The sequence below is a fragment of the Bacteroides faecichinchillae JCM 17102 genome (assembly GCF_000614145.1).
Lineage (GTDB): Bacteria > Bacteroidota > Bacteroidia > Bacteroidales > Bacteroidaceae > Bacteroides > Bacteroides faecichinchillae.
The window spans coordinates 1-20,890 of record NZ_BAKK01000001.1; the positions used below are offsets into that span (position 1 = coordinate 1).

Annotated in this window: 8 protein-coding genes and 3 pseudogenes; 6 read left to right on the forward strand and 5 right to left on the reverse strand. The window is 39.8% G+C overall.

The features are described from left to right. Positions 1-126 precede the first annotated feature (126 nt). A pseudogene (locus JCM17102_RS25505) lies at positions 127-368 on the forward strand (thioredoxin family protein). A gap of 151 nt (positions 369-519) precedes the next feature. On the opposite strand, the pseudogene JCM17102_RS00010 reads toward JCM17102_RS25505, so the two are convergent. From JCM17102_RS00010 to gltB, 4 genes and pseudogenes are all read right to left on the reverse strand, one after another. After that, positions 520-1,263, reverse strand: a pseudogene (locus JCM17102_RS00010) (glycerophosphodiester phosphodiesterase family protein); the annotation flags it as partial. 560 nt (positions 1,264-1,823) lie between these two features. After that, positions 1,824-3,494, reverse strand: coding sequence for an asparagine synthase B (gene asnB / locus JCM17102_RS00015; RefSeq protein ID WP_025073469.1), 1,671 nt, complete (start codon positions 3,492-3,494; stop codon positions 1,824-1,826). Between the two features lie 55 nt (positions 3,495-3,549). Continuing rightward, positions 3,550-4,890, reverse strand: coding sequence for a glutamate synthase subunit beta (locus JCM17102_RS00020; RefSeq protein WP_025073470.1), 1,341 nt, complete (start codon positions 4,888-4,890; stop codon positions 3,550-3,552). A gap of 39 nt (positions 4,891-4,929) precedes the next feature. Continuing rightward, positions 4,930-9,483: a glutamate synthase large subunit gene (gene gltB, locus JCM17102_RS00025; protein ID WP_025073471.1), complete on the reverse strand. Its 4,554-nt coding sequence runs from the start codon at positions 9,481-9,483 to the stop codon at positions 4,930-4,932. Between the two features lie 364 nt (positions 9,484-9,847). On the opposite strand from gltB, the pseudogene glmS reads away from it, so the two are divergent. The 4 genes and pseudogenes from glmS to carB all read left to right on the forward strand — a co-directional run bounded on the left by glmS (position 9,848) and on the right by carB (position 18,085). After that, positions 9,848-11,691 (forward strand): annotated as a pseudogene (gene glmS, locus JCM17102_RS25510) (glutamine--fructose-6-phosphate transaminase (isomerizing)). 33 nt (positions 11,692-11,724) lie between these two features. Beyond that, positions 11,725-13,608, forward strand: coding sequence for an amidophosphoribosyltransferase (locus tag JCM17102_RS00035; protein ID WP_025073472.1), 1,884 nt, complete (start codon positions 11,725-11,727; stop codon positions 13,606-13,608). Positions 13,609-13,636: 28 nt separating this feature from the next. Beyond that, positions 13,637-14,776: a glutamine-hydrolyzing carbamoyl-phosphate synthase small subunit gene (carA, locus tag JCM17102_RS00040; protein WP_025073473.1), complete on the forward strand. Its 1,140-nt coding sequence runs from the start codon at positions 13,637-13,639 to the stop codon at positions 14,774-14,776. 81 nt (positions 14,777-14,857) lie between these two features. Next, positions 14,858-18,085 (forward strand): carbamoyl-phosphate synthase (glutamine-hydrolyzing) large subunit, encoded by a 3,228-nt coding sequence (gene carB / locus JCM17102_RS00045; protein ID WP_025073474.1) that lies wholly within the window; start codon positions 14,858-14,860, stop codon positions 18,083-18,085. An 871-nt stretch (positions 18,086-18,956) separates the two neighbouring features. On the opposite strand, the gene JCM17102_RS32320 is transcribed toward carB, so the two are convergent. Beyond that, complete coding sequence (locus JCM17102_RS32320) at positions 18,957-19,328, reverse strand: primase C-terminal domain-containing protein (RefSeq protein WP_136498426.1); 372 nt, start codon at positions 19,326-19,328, stop codon at positions 18,957-18,959. A 420-nt stretch (positions 19,329-19,748) separates the two neighbouring features. Between JCM17102_RS32320 and JCM17102_RS00065 the strand changes: the two genes are divergently transcribed. Then, on the forward strand, positions 19,749-20,795 hold the full coding sequence (locus tag JCM17102_RS00065; RefSeq protein ID WP_025073477.1) for a mannose-1-phosphate guanylyltransferase: 1,047 nt from the start codon (positions 19,749-19,751) through the stop codon (positions 20,793-20,795). Positions 20,796-20,890: the final 95 nt, after the last annotated feature.

Consider the following 20,890-nt stretch of genomic DNA (forward strand, 5'->3'; position numbering starts at 1 on the left):
GAAGAATATTGCATATCTTTTCATTAAATATGAAGAATGTATAGAGCAAAATCCACTCAGTTTTTGAAGAACTTTTTCTATTGATCTGTTGTTTTAATCATTACTTATAATTAATAAATAATAGAGATGGACATAAAGAAGCAATTAGAAATAGAAGCAAAAGGTGATCATTTGGTTTTAGTCGTTTTTTATGCAGATTGGACTCCTCATTATGAATGGATTGGTCCGATACTGCGAACGTATGAAAAAGAGCGGTCGATTTAATAAAGGTGAATACGGAGGAGAATCAAGATATAGCTGACTTACATAATGTAGAGACAGTTCCGGCTTTTATTCTGTTACATGGGGGACATGAGCTTTGGAGATAGGTAGATGAGTTGACTGTAGATGAGTTGAAAGAGGTATTGGATGATTTCAGATAAATCGAAAAGGGTGAAAAGATTGTAAAGCCTTCATTTCCAAATTACAAATTTCGGAATGAAGGCTTGTACTTAGTGGGAATGTCATTATTTGATGAGCTTGCAGAACAACGGGTTCATTTGTTGTGATGAAATCTGCTTTTTGGTCTATGAGCCATTTCATATCTTCTTCTTTATCAATGGTCCATGAATTGACTTTCATCCCCAGATCATGACATTCTTTGATCCATTCCGGATGCTTCTTGAACATTCCGAGATGATAATCAGGTCCTGCGCATCCAAGAGCTTTCAGTTCTTGAGGCGATAAATCTCCGTTTAAATAAAATACGGGAGTTCCTGTGGGTGCCAGCCGAATAAATTCTTTGGTAGCATGCAGAGAAAAAGAGATATATTCCATGCGTTTCTCCAAACCCAACTGTTTGACCAGAGCTATAATTTCTTCCACAGCTTTTGTTTCACGTTTTTTATTATTGTGCTTTTTTAATTCCAAAATGAGACGTGTCGTTCCTTTTTGAGCCGCTTTCAGATATTGTTCCAGCGAAGGCAGTTTTTCACCGTTAGAGAGCTTCAGACTAGTCAATACATCTCCTTTAGAATATTCCATTGTTTTCATCTTATATATGGGATCATGATTGACTACTAATTTATTGTCTTTAGTCATCCATACATCAAATTCTGAACCGTAACATCCTATCGAATCTGCTTTTTGGAGAGAAGTGATACTATTCTGTGCTGAGCCCGGAGTTTTCCAAAAACCTCGGTGCGCAATAACTTGTGTTTGAGCTTGCACATAGCAAGCAGAAACCATTAAAGCGGAGAATATCAATATTTTCATTAACTTCATTTTCTTCTAATTTTTAAAAGTTTTATGTTCTGAATTTATCTTTGGTTTCAAATTTACAAAAAAGAAAGCACCAATTAGTTAATAGGAGTGCTAATCTGCGTTAATCGATACAGAGTATTCATTTCATACGCTGAATTTTGTTCTTATTATAGGATATCTTATTTATCTGTATGAAAGTTATGGTGTCTATTTAGCTCGAAATAGGTAAATGCTTTGTGCTTCTTCTATAAACTAAAGATCTTTTTCCTTAGTTTATTGTTGTGAATATATTTGTTCACAATAGGGGGCTCTTTATAACTATTGATAAAAAAACGAAAGAACAATAGGGAAATATGTATATAAGATACATATACTTTTCAGCTAAATTCATTGTATTTCAGAAGAATAATACATGAATTCCTTTATAGTGAGAGTGTCGGAATGACAGAAAGTGAGGGTAAACATTTGCTCTCACCTTGCTGCCACTGGATCTCTAATAGCTGAAACAACGATGAATAGGGGAGTGTATAGAGAAAGTGAGAGTGTGAGAGCAAATTGAATATAAATTGTATAAGCAGTGTTTAGTCAGTATATGCTTCTTCGTGTACTCCCTTTACTGCCCTTCCGCTCGGATCATTCAGGTGTTGAAAGGCAACATCCCAAGCTAATGCTTCCGCTGTGGAACATGCCACACTGGGAACACTAGGCACACTTCGTACAGCGCTTTCACTTGGGAAATGTTCTTCGAAAATACTACGGTAATAGTATTCTTCTTTATTCATCGGAGTGTTGATGGGAAAGCGTTCAGCAACATGTTCCATTTGTTCGTCACTGACGGCAGCAGCTGTTACCTCCTTCAGCGTATCAATCCATGAATAACCTACACCGTCACTGAATTGTTCTTTTTGGCGCCATGCCACACTGGGCGGTAACATATCTTCAAAAGCTTCGCGTACTATTCGTTTTTCGATTTCTTTTTCCGAACACATCTTGGCTTTAGGATTCAATCTCATGGCTATGTCCAGAAATTCTTTGTCCAGAAAAGGAACGCGCCCTTCCACTCCCCATGCTGCCAGACTTTTATTCGCGCGTAGGCAATCATACAAATGAAGTTTGTTTAATTTACGAACGGTTTCTTCATGAAATGCTTGTGGGGTAGGAGCCTTGTGAAAATAAAGATATCCGCCGAATACCTCATCGGCGCCTTCACCGCTCAATACCATTTTGATTCCCATCGATTTGATAACACGTGCTAATAAATACATCGGTGTGGAAGCTCGGACGGTGGTTACATCATAGGTCTCGATAAAATAAATAACATCACGAATAGCATCCAGTCCTTCCTGAATAGTATAATTGATTTCGTGATGTACGGTTCCAATATATTCTGCCACTTCGCGGGCCTTGATCAAGTCGGGCGCACCTTTTAATCCGACGGCAAAGGAGTGGAGCTGAGGCCACCAAGCATCGCTGGCACCATCCGTTTCTATACGTTTGGCTGCATATTTCTTGGCAATGGCAGAAATAACGGAACTGTCTAAACCACCGGAAAGTAGTACACCATACGGCACATCACTCATTAACTGTCGTTGTACAGCTTCTTCCAGTGCCTTTTTTACATCATTTACTTTTGCATCATTATCTTTTACTGCATTGTATTCCACCCAGTTACGGGTATACCAGCGATTCATTTTTCCCTCTTTACTATAAAAGTAGTGTCCGGGAAGAAAAGGTTCATATTTATCACAAAATCCTTCTAACGCCTTGAGTTCACTTCCCAAATATATTCTTCCTTCTTTATCCTTACCTATATAAAGAGGAATGACACCAATAGGATCTCGGGCAATGAGAAATTCATCTTTTTCCTCGTCATAAAGGACAAATGCGAAAATACCGTTCAGCTCTTCCAGAAAATGAATCCCTTTCTCTTTGTAGAGAGCAAGGATCACTTCGCAGTCACTACCAGTCTGGAAATGATATTGACCTGCATATCGGGTACGGATCTCACGATGATTGTAGATCTCACCATTGACAGCGAGCACTTGTTTCCGATCGGGTGAGAACAAAGGCTGTCTTCCGCTTTCCGGATCTACGATCGAGAGCCGTTCATGAGCCAAAATGGCACTTCCACCTACATAAATGCCACTCCAATCCGGTCCGCGATGACGAATTTTCTGAGCCATTTTCAGTACTTTATTTCTTAGTTCTCTAGATTGATATTTTATGTTGAGTATACCAGCTATTCCACACATAACTTTTACTTTTGAAGGTTGATGAAAAACTTTGATTATTATATTGAGATAAAATTTATTTACTCAAATAGGCATCGATTTTTGTAGCGGTTTTCCGCCCTTCTGCCATGGCACGTACTACCAGACTGGCACCTGTGGCTACATCTCCTGCAAAAAATACGTTTTTTGCAGGTTGAGGATGTTCAGGTTTCAGGAATCCCATAGCAAGCAAAACCATATCGGCCTCGATGATTTCTTTTTTACCAGTCAGTTTCATGGTGGGTTTGTCACCGTTCGGTGAGGGTATCCATTCTACCTCTTCGATTTCTACTCCGGTCACTTTGCCGTTTTTTCCGATAAATTGCTGGGAAGCCAGACACCAACGTCGGATACAGCCTTCGTCATGACTGGATGTCGTTTTAAGAACGATAGGCCATTGTGGCCATGGAGTAGAAGGATTGTATCCGACAGGCGGTTGAGGCATGATCTCGATCTGTGTGACATTTGTCGCTCCCTGACGAATACTGGTTCCGATGCAGTCGGACCCCGTATCTCCGCCACCGATGACCAGAACTTTTTTCCCTTTTGCATTGACTTTTTTATCTTTAGGAAAATTTTGACCGGCCAGTATACGATTCTGTTGTGAGAGCATTTCGAGCGCGAAATAAATACCTTTCAATTCTCTGCCCGGAATATTCAGGTCACGTGCTGTCGGAGTTCCGGTACAGATACAATATGCGTCAAACCCTTCGGGTAAATGATTGACATCGATCTCTATGCCGAATTTAAACTGAATACCTTCTGCTGTCAAAATCCTTATTCGACGATCTATTACGTTTTTGTCCAGTTTGAAATTTGGAATGCCAAAACGTAACAATCCTCCGGCAGCTTCGTCCTTATCAAATAAAGTAATTGCATACCCTTTCAGATTTAGCTGATTGGCAACAACCAAACCGGCAGGACCGGCACCGATCACCGCAACCTTCTTGCCATTTCTTTTAGGTGACTTTACTTGTATGTACCCTTCCCGGAAAGCTGCTTCTACAATTGCCGCTTCATTCTCACGAATAGTAACCGGCTGATTGCATGATAGTTTTAGTACACATGACTTTTCACAGAGCGCTGGACAGATACGCCCTGTAAATTCGGGAAAATCACAAGTGGAGGATAATACTTCATAAGCCTCTTTCCATTTTCCTTTATAGAGTGCATCTTGCCATTCAGGCTGCTTATTGCCTAACGGGCATGCCCAATGGCAGAAAGGCACACCACAATCCATGCAGCGTGAGGCTTGCAGTTTGCGGCTGTTCGTATTCAATGTTTGTTCTACTTGACTGAAATCTGTGATTCGCTCGCTTACAGGACGGTATCCTGCTTCTTGGCGAGGTATATTTAAAAATGCTTTTGGATCTCCCATATGACTTTTTATTAAATTATCAATAGTTACTAATGTTGGTTAATAGTCTCTTTGCATATCTGCTATTTTTTGCTGTAACTTTTTCATCTGTTCTTCCTGTAATACCTTTTTGTATTCGATTGGTACTACTTGGATAAATTCATCTGCATAATGATTCCAGTCATCCAGCATTTTACGTGCCAGTTTGGAACCTGTATACAAATAGTGCTGACGAATCAGCTCATGGAGTTCTTTCCGGTAACTGGCTTCCTCGATTAATGACAGTTCCACCATTTCCATGTTACAGAAATAATCGAAATTGCCATCCTTATTCCATACATAAGCAACACCTCCACTCATTCCGGCTGCGAAATTACGTCCTGTCTGACCGAGTACTACAACACGTCCTCCTGTCATATATTCACAACAATGGTCGCCTACACCCTCTACTACAGCAATTGCTCCAGAGTTTCGGACTGCGAAACGTTCACCTACCCGACCGTTAATATATACTTCTCCGCTTGTTGCACCATAAAGTAGTGTGTTGCCTGCAATGGTGTTTCTTGCAGCTTCAAAGTTACTGCGGATCGGAGGAAGTACAGCTATACGACCACCACTCAGACCTTTACCCAAATAATCATTGGCTTCCCCTTCTAACTTGAAATAGACTCCTCTAACAAGGAAGGCACCGAACGACTGACCGGCTGCACCTTTGAACTTGATATTCAGGATATGTTCCGATAATCCTCTTTCTCCATATTTTCCAGCAATAACTCCGGAAAGCATGGCACCTATGGCCCGGTCTGTATTGGCAATCGTATATTCCAGAGAAACTTCTTTTTCATGTTCGATAGCTTCTTGTACCGCATCTATGATAGTGATGTCTTTAACAGAAGAAACTCCGTGCTCCTGATCAATGACATGACGGATAGCTGCACTGTTGTCTATACGTGCCAACATCTTTGTAAAATCGATTAACTCGTGTTTTGGGTTTGAGTCGTCTTTCATTGATTTACGTTGAATTAAATCTGTACGTCCGATGATGTCGTCTAAGCGAGTAAAGCCCATTTCTGCCAGATATTCACGTACTTCTTGTGCCAGAAAGGTGAAGAAATTGATAAGGTATTCACTGCGTCCATGAAAGCGTTGGCGTAATTCCGGGTTCTGAGTGGCAACTCCTACCGGGCAGGTATTCTGATGGCATTTACGCATCATGACACATCCCAATACGATCAGTGCGGAAGTAGCGAACCCATATTCTTCAGCTCCCATCAGTGCCATAAGGATAATGTCACGTCCGGTTTTCAATTGTCCGTCAGCCTGTAGAATGACCTGTCCGCGCAATCCGTTCAGAACTAATGTTTGTTGGGTTTCACTTAATCCCAATTCAGGAGATATTCCTGCATACCTGATAGATGATGCCGGAGAAGCTCCCGTACCGCCTTCTGCACCTGAGACTACGATTAAGTCGGCTTTTGCTTTTGCTACTCCTGCTGCGATGGTTCCTACGCCACTTTCCGCTACTAATTTCACACTGATCTTGGCCTTTGGATTTACGTTTTTCAAGTCGAAGATCAATTGTGCCAGATCTTCGATAGAATAAATGTCGTGATGAGGAGGAGGAGAGATCAGTGAAATACCCGGTATGGAATGACGGGTTTTAGCTATCACATCATCTACCTTAAATCCAGGAAGCTGTCCGCCTTCACCGGGTTTGGCTCCTTGAGCTATCTTTATTTGTATTTCATCTGCATTGACCAGATATTCAGTTGTTACCCCGAAACGACCGGATGCTACTTGTTTAATGGAACTTCTCAGAGAGCTCCCGTCCGACATAGGCTGAAAACGGGAAGAATCTTCTCCGCCTTCACCGGTATTACTCCGTCCATGAATCTTGTTCATGGCAATAGCCATTGCTTCGTGTGCTTCTTTACTAATCGCTCCAAATGACATTGCTCCGGTAACGAAACGATGTAGTATATTTTCTACTGGTTCTACCAAGTCAATAGAAATAGGGTTGCGACGAAAATCAAGGAAATCGCGTAGGAAGATGGGAGTTGTCTTGTCATCGACTAAATAAGTGTATTCTTTAAACTTTTTGTAACTTCCCAAGCGGGTAGCAAGTTGCAGAGTACTGATCGTTTCCGGATTCCAAGCATGTTTTTCTCCGTCTTTACGGAAAGAATACAACCCTTTGTTCGGTAATAAACCGGTGATTTCTTCTTTTGCCAAAAAGCCTTCATCATGGAAGGTTATTGCATCCTTTGCAATTTCTTCTAGCCGGATACCGCTGATAGGAGAACTGATTCCTCCGAAATAAGCTTTACTTAATTCTTCACTTAATCCGACGGCTTCAAAAATTTTGGCTCCCCGATAAGAACGGATAGTGGATATTCCCATTTTACTCATGATCTTGAATAAGCCTTTGCAGATAGACTTTATATAGTTTTTCTCCGCAGTGGCGTAATTCAGCTGGATATCTTTATCTTTTACCAATTGATCTAAGATTGCAAACGCCATGTATGGATTCAAAGCACTGGCTCCAAAACCTAATAGCAAAGCCGCGTGCATGACTTCGCGAATTTCTCCGCTTTCTACAATCAGTGCGGTTTGTACCCGTTTTCCTACAGAAATAAGATGATGATGAACAGCACTTACTGCAAGTAGGGAGGGAATAGCGGCATGTGTAATGTCTACTTCACGATCTGTCAAGACAATATAATTAACTCCTTCCGTAACGGATGCTTCCGCCATTTTGCAAAGTTCATTCAGAGACTCCTGTAACCCAACTTTTCCTTTGGCTACTTCAAACAACATAGGTAATTTCACTGTTTTGAAACCTTTGTAGCGAATGTTGCAAAGAATATCTAATTGTGTATTACTTAAAATCGGATGGTTCAGGCGTACCATTTTGCAGTGGCTTTCGCTGGGAGTGAGAATGTTCATTCCGACAGCTCCGATATATTCTGTAAGTGACATTACTAACTCTTCACGAATCGGATCAATCGGAGGATTGGTTACTTGGGCGAACTGTTGTCGGAAATAGTTATAAAAAAGTTGTGGTTTGTCGGAAAGTATCGCTAAAGGCGTATCATTACCCATAGAGTTCACAGGCTCTGCTCCTGTACTGGCCATTGGTATGATTAATCGTTCGATATCTTCTTTAGAGTATCCGAAGGTACGAAGCATTTGGTTATAGTTTTCTATATGGTGAGGTACTTTACGTCCACTTTTCAGCTCATCCAACTCAATGCGGTTGTTTGCTAGCCACGTTCGATAAGGTCTGGCTTCTGCTAGTTGTCTTTTCAACTCGCCATCGTAGTAGATTTCTCCCTTTTCTGTGTCTACCAGTAATATTTTCCCAGGCTGAAGACGACCTTTTTCTTTGATATCTTCCGGTTCGAAATCCATAACTCCTACTTCAGAAGCTACTACCATTATGTTATTCTTGGTGATTAGGTAACGTGCCGGTCGTAAACCGTTACGGTCGAGCATGCCACCGACAAACCGCCCGTCACTGAACAATAAAGCAGCCGGTCCGTCCCAAGGCTCCATGAGGATGGAATGATACTCGTAAAACGCTTTTAGATCTTCGCTGATCGGATTCTTTTCATTGAAAGACTCCGGAACCAACATTGCCATAGCATGAGGTAGGCTTAATCCGGACATTACCAGAAACTCAAGTACATTATCCAGAGAAGCACTATCACTCATTCCTGGTTGGATGATGGGTTTTATCTCTTTAATGTCTCCTAATGTCGGAGTAGAAAGTACACTTTCACGTGCTTCCATCCATCCACGATTACCGCGAATAGTATTGATTTCCCCATTGTGAGCGAGTAGACGAAAAGGTTGCGCCAATCCCCAGGTTGGGAAGGTATTGGTGCTAAAGCGTGAATGCACTAATGCTAGGCCACTGGTAAAATAAGTGTTTGTCAGATCGGGAAAGTAATTGCGTAGTTGTAATGACGAAAGCATTCCTTTATATATAATGCTTTTAGTTGAAAGTGAAACGACATAAAAGTTATCTTTTCCAAGAATTGCTGACAATCTGATTTTATTTTCAATCCTTTTTCGGATTAAATATAGTTTGCGGTCTGCGGTCTCGGTTTCTGTAAATCCGGTAATAAATACTTGTTTGATGTCCGGTTCATTTGCAAGAGCCGATTCACCTAGAATTTCCGGGCAAGTAGGTACATTACGCAGATGCATCAATGTAAGTCCTTCTTTTTCGATCTCTTCGATAATGATACTTAAAATACAGGCCTGATCTTTCTCATTTTTAGGCAGAAAGAGTAATCCCGTACCGTAACGTCCTTTCTCGGGTACAGGAATACCTTGTAATAATATAAATTCATGTGGAATTTGCAGCATAATACCTGCACCGTCCCCTGTTTTGTTATCCGCACCTTCAGCACCACGATGACGCATGTTCTCTAATACTTTTAAAGCCGACTCAATAATGTCGTGTGACTTTTCTCCATGAATATTTACCAACATACCGACACCACAAGCGTCATGTTCGTATGCTGAGTCATAAAGACTCGCCTGTTGAAGCTGTCGTTGATAAATGAATCCTTTTGTTTCGTTGTTAAAAAGCTCTTTTTTCTTCATCTTTTCTAGCTTTATTGTATGATAATACCTGTTTGTTGTATCAAAATGTTTGGCGAAATTAATGATTTAATTTCATAATGATATTGTTTTATGACTTTTGTGTGACACTAAATAAGGAAGCTTGCTTTTATTCTTTTAATTTGTAATTAGAATACTTTGGTTTAGTTTTAAATTGATAGTAACCGAATAGTTATTTGAATGTGATTGTAATTTGTTTCTTTTTGAGATAAAAATAATATATTATTTAACTTTTTGATGTGTTTGCAACTTTTTTATGTGCTTATGTCAAATAAATATAGAAATAGTTGTCTTTATGTTATTTAAAATATGTATCTTTGCACACGAAATAAAAATATCATAATATATGTGTGGAATCGTAGGCTATATTGGTAAAAGAAAAGCCTACCCCATCCTTATAAAGGGACTGAAGCGATTAGAGTATCGAGGATATGATAGCGCTGGGGTAGCATTGATCAGTGATAACCAACAGTTGAATGTCTATAAGACGAAAGGTAAAGTCTCAGATCTTGAAAATTTCGTCACTCAGAAAGATATTTCCGGTATAATCGGAATCGCCCATACCCGTTGGGCTACTCATGGAGAACCTTGTTCCGCTAACGCTCATCCTCATTACTCTTCTTCCGAAAAACTCGCTCTCATTCATAACGGCATTATTGAAAATTACGCTGTTCTCAAAGAAAAACTTCAAGCCAAAGGCTATACTTTCAAAAGTAGTACTGACACAGAGGTACTCGTTCAATTAATCGAATATATTAAAGTTACCAATAAAGTTAGTCTGCTTGCAGCTGTTCAGTTGGCATTGGGTGAAGTGATCGGAGCGTATGCGATTGCTGTTCTAGATAAAGAACATCCCGACGAGATCATAGCTGCTCGTAAGAGTAGTCCACTAGTAGTTGGAATTGGTGAGGATGAGTTTTTTCTGGCTTCAGACGCTACGCCGATAGTCGAATATACGGATAAGGTTGTTTATCTGGAAGACGGAGAAATTGCTGTCATTCATCGGGGAAAAGAACTGAAAGTCGTTGATTTGAATAATGTGGAAACAACTCCTGAAATAACAAAGGTAGAGCTAAACCTTGGACAGTTGGAGAAAGGAGGATATCCGCACTTTATGCTGAAAGAGATTTTCGAGCAGCCGGATTGTATTCGTGACTGTATGCGTGGGCGTATCAATGTGGAAGCGAATAATGTTGTTCTATCAGCAATTATCGATTATAAAGAACGTTTGCTAAATGCAAAGCGATTTATAATTGTTGCATGTGGTACTTCTTGGCATGCGGGATTGATCGGCAAGCATTTGATTGAGAGTTTCTGCCGCATTCCGGTAGAAGTAGAATATGCTTCCGAATTTCGTTATCGAGATCCGGTGATTGATGAACACGATGTGGTGATTGCTCTTTCTCAAAGTGGTGAAACGGCGGATACACTTGCAGCCGTTGATTTGGCCAAAAGTCGCGGAGCATTTATATATGGTATATGTAATGCTATCGGTTCTTCCATACCTCGTGCTACCTATACAGGTTCATATATCCATGTCGGTCCAGAAATTGGGGTAGCTTCCACCAAAGCATTTACCGGTCAGGTTACGGTATTGGTTATGTTGGCTTTGACACTTGCTAAAGAGAAAGGTACGATTGGTGAAGAGCAGTATTTGACTATCGTAAAGGAATTGAATCATATTCCTGAGAAAATGAAAGAAGTCTTGAAACTGAATGATACATTGGCTGAATTATCGAAGACCTTCACCTATGCTCATAATTTTATTTATTTGGGACGTGGATATAGTTATCCGGTAGCTCTTGAAGGTGCATTGAAATTGAAGGAAATTTCGTATATTCATGCCGAAGGTATCCGGCTGCGGAAATGAAGCATGGCCCTATTGCTCTGATTGATGCAGAAATGCCGGTAGTGGTGATCGCTACTCAAAATGGACTTTATGAGAAAGTGTTGAGTAATATTCAGGAAATTAAAGCGCGTAAAGGGAAGGTAATTGCATTTGTGACTAAGGGAGATACGGTAATTAGTAAAATAGCAGATTGTAGTATCGAGCTTCCTGAAACAATCGAGTGTCTTGACCCGTTAATAACTACGGTGCCTCTTCAATTACTTGCATACCACATTGCGGTATGTAAGGGAATGGATGTAGATCAGCCACGAAATTTGGCCAAGTCGGTAACAGTAGAATAAGAATCTGGTAATTTATAAATTGCAAGTCTATTAATGGAACAATTGAAACATGAATGTGGCGTGGCTATGATACGCTTACTCAAACCGTTAGAGTATTATGAGAAGAGGTACGGAACATGGATGTACGGTCTCAATAAACTCTATCTGCTGATGGAGAAACAACATAATCGCGGACAGGAAGGTGCGGGATTGGCATGTGTGAAATTGGGAGCGAATCCGGGTGAAGAATATATGTTTCGTGAACGTGCTTTAGGTTCCGGTGCTATTACAGAGATTTTTGAAAACATTCAAAGTAATTTTAAAGATCTCACTCTCGAACAATTGCATGATGCAGATTTTGCTAAACGTACTTTACCTTTTGCCGGTGAAGTTTATATGGGACATTTACGTTACTCTACGACTGGTAAGTCCGGTATTTCGTATGTTCATCCGTTTTTAAGAAGAAACAATTGGCGTGTCAAGAACTTGGCTCTCTGTGGTAACTTCAATATGACGAATGTTGATGAGATATTTGCACGTATTACTGCCATCGGACAACATCCGCGAAAATATGCTGATACTTATATTATGTTGGAACAAGTAGGCCACCGTTTGGACCGCGAAGTGGAGCGCCTTTTCAATCTTGCTGAAGCTGAAGGACTGACAGGAATGGAAGTTACGCGTTATATTGAAGAACAAATTGATTTAGGTAATGTTTTGCGTACTTCCAGTAAAGAATGGGACGGAGGATATGTTATCTGTGGGCTGACTGGAAGCGGTGAAGCTTTTTCTATTCGTGATCCTTGGGGAATTCGCTCGGCATTCTGGTATAAAGATGATGAAATTGCTGTGTTGGCTTCTGAACGTCCGGTTATTCAGACAGCTTTGAATGTTCCAGTAGAAGAAATACATGAATTACAACCGGGACAGGCATTGTTTATTAGCAAAAAAGGCAAATTGCGTACCTCACAAATCAACAAACCGCGTGAAAAGCGTGCCTGTTCATTTGAACGAATCTATTTCTCGCGGGGGAGTGATGTTGATATATATAAGGAACGGAAACGGTTAGGTGAGAAGCTTGTACCGAAAATATTGAAAGCTATCGACAATGATATTGATCATACAGTTTTTTCTTTCATTCCTAACACTGCGGAAGTTGCTTATTACGGAATGTTGCAGGGATTGGATAATTACCTGAATGAAGAGAAAGTACAACAGATAACAGCATTAGGCCATAATCCGAATTTACAAGAACTGGAGGTTATTCTTTCTCGTCGGATTCGCAGTGAGAAGGTAGCCATTAAAGATATTAAGCTTCGCACTTTTATTGCAGAGGGCAATAGTCGTAATGACCTTGCTGCCCATGTGTATGATATAACCTATGGTAGTCTTGTTTCTGGTGTCGATAATCTAGTGATTATTGACGATAGTATTGTGCGTGGCACGACATTGAAGCAAAGTATTATTGGTATTCTCGACCGTCTCGGACCAAAGAAGATTGTCATTGTTTCTTCTTCTCCTCAAGTTCGTTATCCCGACTATTACGGTATCGACATGGCAAAGATGAGTGAGTTTATTGCTTTTAAAGCGGCTATTGAACTATTGAAAGAACGTGATATGAAAGATGTGATTGCTGCTGCGTATCGAAAATCTAAAGATCAGGCCGATTTGCCCAAAGAACAAATGGTGAATTATGTAAAAGAGATCTATGCTCCGTTTACCGATGAAGAGATTTCTGCTAAAATGGTGGAACTGTTGATTCCGAAAGGGACGAAAGCAAGAGTCGAAATTGTCTACCAACCATTAAAGGGACTACATGAAGCCTGTCCGAACCATACGGGAGACTGGTATTTTAGTGGTGATTATCCGACTCCGGGTGGCGTAAAGATGGTAAATCAGGCATTTATTAACTATATCGAGCAAATGTATCAATTCTAAACAACCATACAACGATTCAATAATAAGAATGAGAAATGTGACATTAATCCTTGACGACGGGAGCCGCTTCAGTGGTAAGTCGTTTGGCTACGAGAAGCCGGTGGCGGGCGAAGTAGTGTTTAACACCGCCATGACGGGATATCCGGAGAGCCTGACTGATCCTTCGTATGCTGGACAGTTGATGACTCTTACTTTTCCATTGGTAGGTAATTATGGAGTTCCTCCTTTTACAATTGAACCGAATGGACTCGCTACTTTTATGGAAAGTGAGAAGATTCATGCTGAAGCAATTATTGTAAGTGACTATTCTTACGAGTACAGCCATTGGAATGCAGTAGAAAGCCTCGCTGATTGGTTGAAGCGTGAGAAGATACCCGGTATTACTGGTATCGATACCCGCGAATTGACTAAAGTTCTTCGTGAACATGGTGTAATGATGGGGAAAATCGTGTTTGACGAGTCAGATGAAGAATTAATAATGAAGAATGAAGAATTTCCGTCTTATGCTGATATAAATTATGTTGATCGAGTATCCTGCAAAGAAATTATTCATTATTTCCCTGATGGAACCAGTAATTGTAGCACAGCCGATTCTTCATTCCTCATTCCTCATTCTTCATTAAAAAAAGTTGTTTTAGTGGATTGTGGGGTGAAGACTAATATCATTCGTTGTTTGTTGAAACGGAATGTAGAAGTGATTCGTGTTCCTTGGGATTATGATTATAACGGACTTGAATTTGACGGATTATTTATCTCCAATGGTCCCGGTGATCCGGATACTTGTGATGTTGCAGTACAGAATATTCGTAAAGCGATGGCGAATGAAAAACTTCCTATCTTCGGAATCTGTATGGGTAATCAGTTGTTGTCAAAAGCCGGAGGAGCTAAAATCTATAAATTGAAATATGGACATCGTAGCCACAATCAACCTGTACGCATGGTGGGTACTGAACGTTGCTTTATAACTTCTCAGAATCATGGTTATGCAGTCGATAACAATACATTAAGCGCAGACTGGGAACCACTGTTTATCAATATGAACGATGGGTCGAACGAAGGAATCAAACATAAAAAGAATCCATGGTTTTCGGCGCAGTTTCATCCTGAAGCCGCTAGTGGTCCTACGGATACGGAATTCTTGTTTGATGAATTCGTAAAATTATTATAAATAGACTTTCACCACCTCGTTGCACAGTCTATTGGTCGTTTTGATCTGTGTTAATCTGTGGTGATCCAGAAAATAGAATCAATGAAAGAAAATATAAAGAAAGTATTACTGTTAGGTTCCGGCGCCCTGAAAATTGGTGAAGCCGGTGAGTTTGACTATTCCGGTTCGCAGGCACTTAAGGCTTTGAAAGAAGAAGGGATTGAAACTATCCTTATCAATCCGAATATTGCTACAGTACAGACTTCCGAAGGAGTGGCAGATCAGATCTATTTCCTTCCTGTGACTCCGTATTTTGTTGAAAAAGTCATTCAGAAGGAAAGGCCGGAGGGTATTATGTTGGCGTTTGGCGGTCAGACGGCTTTGAACTGTGGTGTGGCATTGTATAAGGAAGGGATACTTGAAAAATATAATGTGAAAGTACTCGGTACTCCTGTACAGGCAATTATTGATACGGAAGATCGTGAACTTTTTGTGCAAAAGCTAAATGAAATAGACGTAAAAACGATTAAGAGCGAAGCTGTTGAGAATGTGCAAGATGCCCGTCGTGCTGCTAAAGAATTGGGTTATCCTGTGATTGTTCGTGCTGCTTATGCGTTGGGAGGGTTGGGATCCGGCTTTTGTGACAATGAAAAGCAATTGAATGTGTTGGTAGAAAAAGCCTTCTCTTTCTCTCCACAAGTATTGGTCGAGAAATCTCTTAGAGGATGGAAAGAAGTGGAATATGAGGTAGTACGTGACCGTTTCGACAATTGTATCACCGTTTGTAATATGGAAAACTTTGACCCGCTGGGTATTCATACCGGTGAATCCATTGTAATTGCTCCTTCGCAAACATTGACCAATAAAGAATATCACAAACTTCGTGAACTTGCTATCCGCATCATCCGTCATATCGGTATTGTTGGTGAATGTAATGTTCAGTATGCTTTTGATCCGGAATCGGAAGATTATCGTGTCATCGAAGTGAATGCCCGTCTTTCCCGTTCGTCTGCATTAGCATCTAAAGCTACAGGATATCCGTTGGCTTTTGTTGCAGCTAAACTAGGACTCGGTTATGGGCTTTTCGATTTAAAGAACTCGGTAACAAAGACGACTTCTGCGTTCTTTGAGCCTGCTTTAGACTATGTGGTATGTAAAATACCTCGATGGGATTTAGGTAAATTCCATGGTGTGGACAAAGAGTTAGGATCTTCCATGAAGTCGGTTGGCGAAGTGATGGCTATCGGTCGTACCTTTGAAGAGGCAATCCAGAAGGGACTTCGTATGATCGGTCAGGGAATGCATGGATTTGTAGAGAACAAAGAACTTGTCATTTCTGATATAGATAAAGCTCTTCATGAACCGACTGATAAACGTATCTTTGTTATATCTAAAGCTTTCCGTGCTGGATATACGATTGATCAGGTTCATGATTTGACAAAGATTGACAAGTGGTTCCTACAGAAGTTGATGAATATAATGAAGACTTCTGAAGAACTGCATAGCTGGGGCAAGGATCATAAGCAGATTGCCGAGCTTTCTGATGAATTGCTGAAAAAAGCGAAAGTACAAGGTTTCTCTGATTTCCAGATAGCTCGTGCTATTGGTTTTGAAGGCGATATGGAAGATGGTATTCTCTATGTTCGTAATCATCGTAAGAGTGTGGGGATTCTTCCGGTAGTTAAGCAGATCGATACATTGGCAGCCGAATATCCGGCACAGACCAATTATTTGTACCTTACTTATAGCGGTGTAACAAATGATGTCCATTATCTGGGTGATCATAAATCTATCGTCGTTCTCGGTTCTGGTGCTTACCGCATCGGTTCTTCCGTAGAGTTCGACTGGTGTGGTGTTCAAGCTCTGAATACTATCCGCAAAGAAGGCTGGCGTAGTGTCATGATCAACTACAATCCGGAAACTGTTTCTACGGATTACGATATGTGTGACCGTCTTTACTTTGACGAACTGACATTTGAACGTGTGATGGATATTCTCGAATTAGAGAATCCTCATGGTGTAATTGTTTCTACTGGTGGTCAGATTCCTAATAACCTTGCTCTACGTCTGGATGCACAGAATATTAATATCCTTGGAACAAGTGCCAAGAGTATTGATAATGCTGAAGACCGTGAGAAGTTCTCTGCTATGCTCGACCGTATTGGGGTAGATCAACCGCGCTGGCGTGAATTGACATCTATGGATGACATCAATGAATTTGTAGACGAAGTTGGTTTTCCTGTGTTGGTTCGTCCTTCTTATGTACTTTCCGGTGCTGCGATGAATGTTTGTTCTAATCAGGAAGAGTTAGAGCGTTTCCTACAATTGGCAGCAAATGTATCAAAGAAGCATCCGGTAGTGGTAAGTCAGTTTATAGAACACGCCAAAGAAGTCGAGATGGATGCTGTGGCACAAAATGGAGAAATCGTGGCGTATGCAATCAGTGAACATATTGAGTTTGCAGGAGTGCATTCCGGTGATGCAACTATACAGTTTCCTCCGCAGAAATTATATGTAGAGACGGTACGACGCATCAAACGTATTAGTCGCGAGATTGCAAAAGCACTCAATATATCCGGTCCGTTTAATATTCAGTATCTGGCAAAAGATAACGATATTAAAGTGATTGAATGTAATCTTCGTGCCAGCCGTTCTTTCCCGTTTGTCAGCAAAGTATTGAAGATTAACTTCATCGAATTGGCAACGAAAGTTATGCTTGGTCTGCCTGTAGAAAAACCAAACAAGAATCTATTTGAATTGGATTATGTAGGAATTAAAGCTTCCCAATTCTCATTTAATCGTTTGCAGAAAGCCGATCCTGTGTTAGGAGTAGATATGGCATCTACAGGAGAAGTTGGTTGTATCGGAAGCGATACTTCTTGTGCTGTTCTTAAAGCTATGCTTTCTGTCGGGTATCGTATTCCGGAGAAGAATATTCTGTTATCAACCGGAACTATGAAGCAGAAAGCCGATATGATGGATGCTGCCCGTATGTTGGTGAACAAAGGATATAAGCTTTTTGCAACGGGTGGTACTCATAAGACACTTATTGAAAATGGTATTGAGAATACGCTTGTTTATTGGCCAAGTGAAGATGGCTATCCGCAAGCTTTGGAAATGCTTCATAACAAAGAAATAGATATGGTAGTCAATATTCCGAAGAACCTGACTGCCGGAGAACTTGATAACGGATATAAAATCCGTCGCGCAGCCATCGACTTGAATATTCCGTTGATTACTAATGCGCGTTTGGCAAGTGCATTTATTCAAGCTTTCTGTACAATGAGTATTGATGACATTGCTATTAAGAGTTGGGACGAGTATAAATAGGAAATGATAATTTGTTGTTCTTAAGTTGTGAAGGTCGTTTTCGCTTTTTCGGAGACGGCCTTTTCTCTGTATTAGAAGTAATCATCTCGTCATACATATGTATTTCAATACTTATTAATTTGCACTTGCAAAACGATAGAAATACATTAGTATGAGAAAAAGAAACATGATTCTGTTATTCGGGTTGTTACCTGAAAAGTAACGGATGTATATGGGGGAGAATTGTTAAAGATGTGCTGCTGAAGAGTAAAAACATTGGGAAGTTTGTGTTGAATCTTCTTGATGTTTGATTCCAATCATTGAGAAGTTTTAAAAAAACTTCTCAATGATTTTTCAAGGTTTTTAAACTGACAAAGTGACAAAAGTGCCATATGGTACTATTGCTCAGAGAGCTTAGTATATGAAATGTGAGGTACTTTATTGATTTTCATATTGTTGATGGATTTGGGTAGTCTGTATATATTACGATGATTAAGCCCATGTTTTTCGCTGATCCTGATAGTCTCTTCCGTACTGAAAGTATCTGGTAATTCTTTAATTAAATTTTGATTAGTGTTGTAATATTTTAATATATGAGTGGTGGGAAATCTATGGATGATAATAGTAACCTGCTATACTCGTAGCAATATAGGATTATTTTCATGGAACGTTCAAAGTCTTCATCTCTACGATAAATTTTCTGTGATAAGTTATTCTCTTCAAATTGTTTGATATGTGTTTGGATCATGCTTTTTCCAATGAGTTTAACTGGTTTAGGGGGATGAATACATCTAGGCTTTATTTTATTGGTAGTGAAAGAAGAATCAATATTTTCATGTTCGAATGCTTTTCTGAATATATTGTTAAAGGAATATTTTGTTACAAACAGCTTTCAAAACAAGCTTTTTTTTCTAAACTTTTCTCCTTGCTGGTAAGCTTCATCTACTTCATCTTTTTTATAAAAAGTACTATATGGCATTTTTGTCACTTTGTCAGTTTGCAGAGAGGTGACAGGTTTTTGATTTTGCCTGGATGTGAAAAAGGTAACTTTGTGATATACAGAAGATAATGTGTGTTTTAATTCTTTTGCATGGAAATGAATCTGTTCAATAAAGGTTTTAATCTCGCGTAATATGCTTTCATGCAGATACCCTCTTCTACATGCTTCACATGCGAGTTTGAATAGATTGAAATGTTGCTTTCTTTTATTAATATAATTAAGAAAATATGGTATAATAAGGTTTTTCTGATTTCTTTTTGGGATACTTTAGTTTTATCAGGAACAATATTCCCGAATGTTTTTTCGGAATTTGTAGAATCCACTGTAAAACAAGAAAACGTATCTGTAACTGAGGAACTTCATATTTCCAGAACCTATATTAGTATTATGAAATGAGTTTAGGATTGGACGATGCATTTATTTGTTGTATATCAATTTTGTGATGGAAATAATTGGTTTGAAGATATACTACTTAAACTACTAAGAAAGGTACTGTCAGAAAATCGAGATTTCGTGATTGGAACAGTGCTTCACCACGTACATGGAAATTGTATTCCGAATGGATTGGGTGGAGATTCAGGGTTGGGAGAAAATACGTGATAAAAAGAATTTTGATCTATAAGTTGTGTAATTGCATTATTTGCCGTATCTTGCATAAATATTATATTAAGGAGAAAAATGGATATGGATAACCATGTTGTTATTATGGCAGGCGGTATTGGTAGCCGCTTTTGGCCGATGAGCACACCAGAATGTCCGAAACAATTTATAGACGTGATGGGGTGTGGAAGAACGTTGATTCAACTGACAGTAGATCGCTTTAGTGGTATCTGTCCACAAGAAAATATGTGGGTAGTGACTTCCGAAAAATATATTGATATTGTCCGGGAACAATTGCCGGAAATTCCTGAAAGTAACATTTTGGCAGAACCTTGCGCGCGCAACACTGCACCTTGCATTGCTTATGCTTGTTGGAAAATAAAAAAGAATCATCCGAATGCCAATATGGTGGTGACTCCTTCGGATGCATTGGTAATTGATACGACAGAATTTCGTAGGGTGGTAGAGAAAGCACTTCGGTTTACAGATAAAAGTAGTGCAATTGTGACGTTGGGAATTAAGCCTACCCGGGCGGAAACTGGGTATGGGTATATTGCTGCCGGAAATATGCTTCAGACTGATAAGGAGATTTTTACAGTTGATGCTTTTAAAGAGAAACCGGATAAAGATACTGCTGAGGTTTATTTGGCAGAGGGGAATTATTTCTGGAATGCAGGAATTTTTGTTTGGAATGTCCGTACTATAACTTCAGTAATGCGAGTTTATGCTCCGGGTATTGCACAAATTTTCGACCGTATTTTCCCGGATTTCTATACTGAAAAAGAAAACGAATCTGTGCGGAAGTTTTTCCCGACTTGTGAAAGTATCTCTATAGACTATGCTGTAATGGAGAAAGCACAGGAAATTTATGTACTTCCGGCTTCTTTTGGTTGGTCAGATTTGGGTACGTGGGGAGCTTTACGAGGATTGTTACCTCAGGATAATTTAGGAAATGCTATGGTAGGATCTGACATTCGTTTGTATGGCAGTAAAAACTGTATAGTGCACGCAAGTGAGGAAAAGCGGGTAGTAGTACAAGGATTGGATGGGTATATTGTTGCTGAAAGAGATAATACGTTATTGATTTGCAAATTAGAAGAAGAACAGAGAATTAAGGAATTTTCTAAATAAATTATTTTTGATGTTTTTTTTAAAGTCTGTTTGATTTATAAAGAATAATAATTTATTACTTTCTATATTGCTCTGCTGAAACGACGAATTAACCT

Bases quoted from the DNA above. Each gene is read 5' to 3' on its own strand.
- asnB (WP_025073469.1), bottom strand. From the start codon at position 3,494: ATGTGTGGAATAGCTGGTATACTCAACATAAAATATCAATCTAGAGAA.
- JCM17102_RS00020 (WP_025073470.1), bottom strand. From the start codon at position 4,890: ATGGGAGATCCAAAAGCATTTTTAAATATACCTCGCCAAGAAGCAGGA.
- gltB (WP_025073471.1), bottom strand. From the start codon at position 9,483: ATGAAGAAAAAAGAGCTTTTTAACAACGAAACAAAAGGATTCATTTAT.
- JCM17102_RS00035 (WP_025073472.1), top strand. From the start codon at position 11,725: ATGGAACAATTGAAACATGAATGTGGCGTGGCTATGATACGCTTACTC.
- carA (WP_025073473.1), top strand. From the start codon at position 13,637: ATGAGAAATGTGACATTAATCCTTGACGACGGGAGCCGCTTCAGTGGT.
- carB (WP_025073474.1), top strand. From the start codon at position 14,858: ATGAAAGAAAATATAAAGAAAGTATTACTGTTAGGTTCCGGCGCCCTG.
- JCM17102_RS00065 (WP_025073477.1), top strand. From the start codon at position 19,749: ATGGATAACCATGTTGTTATTATGGCAGGCGGTATTGGTAGCCGCTTT.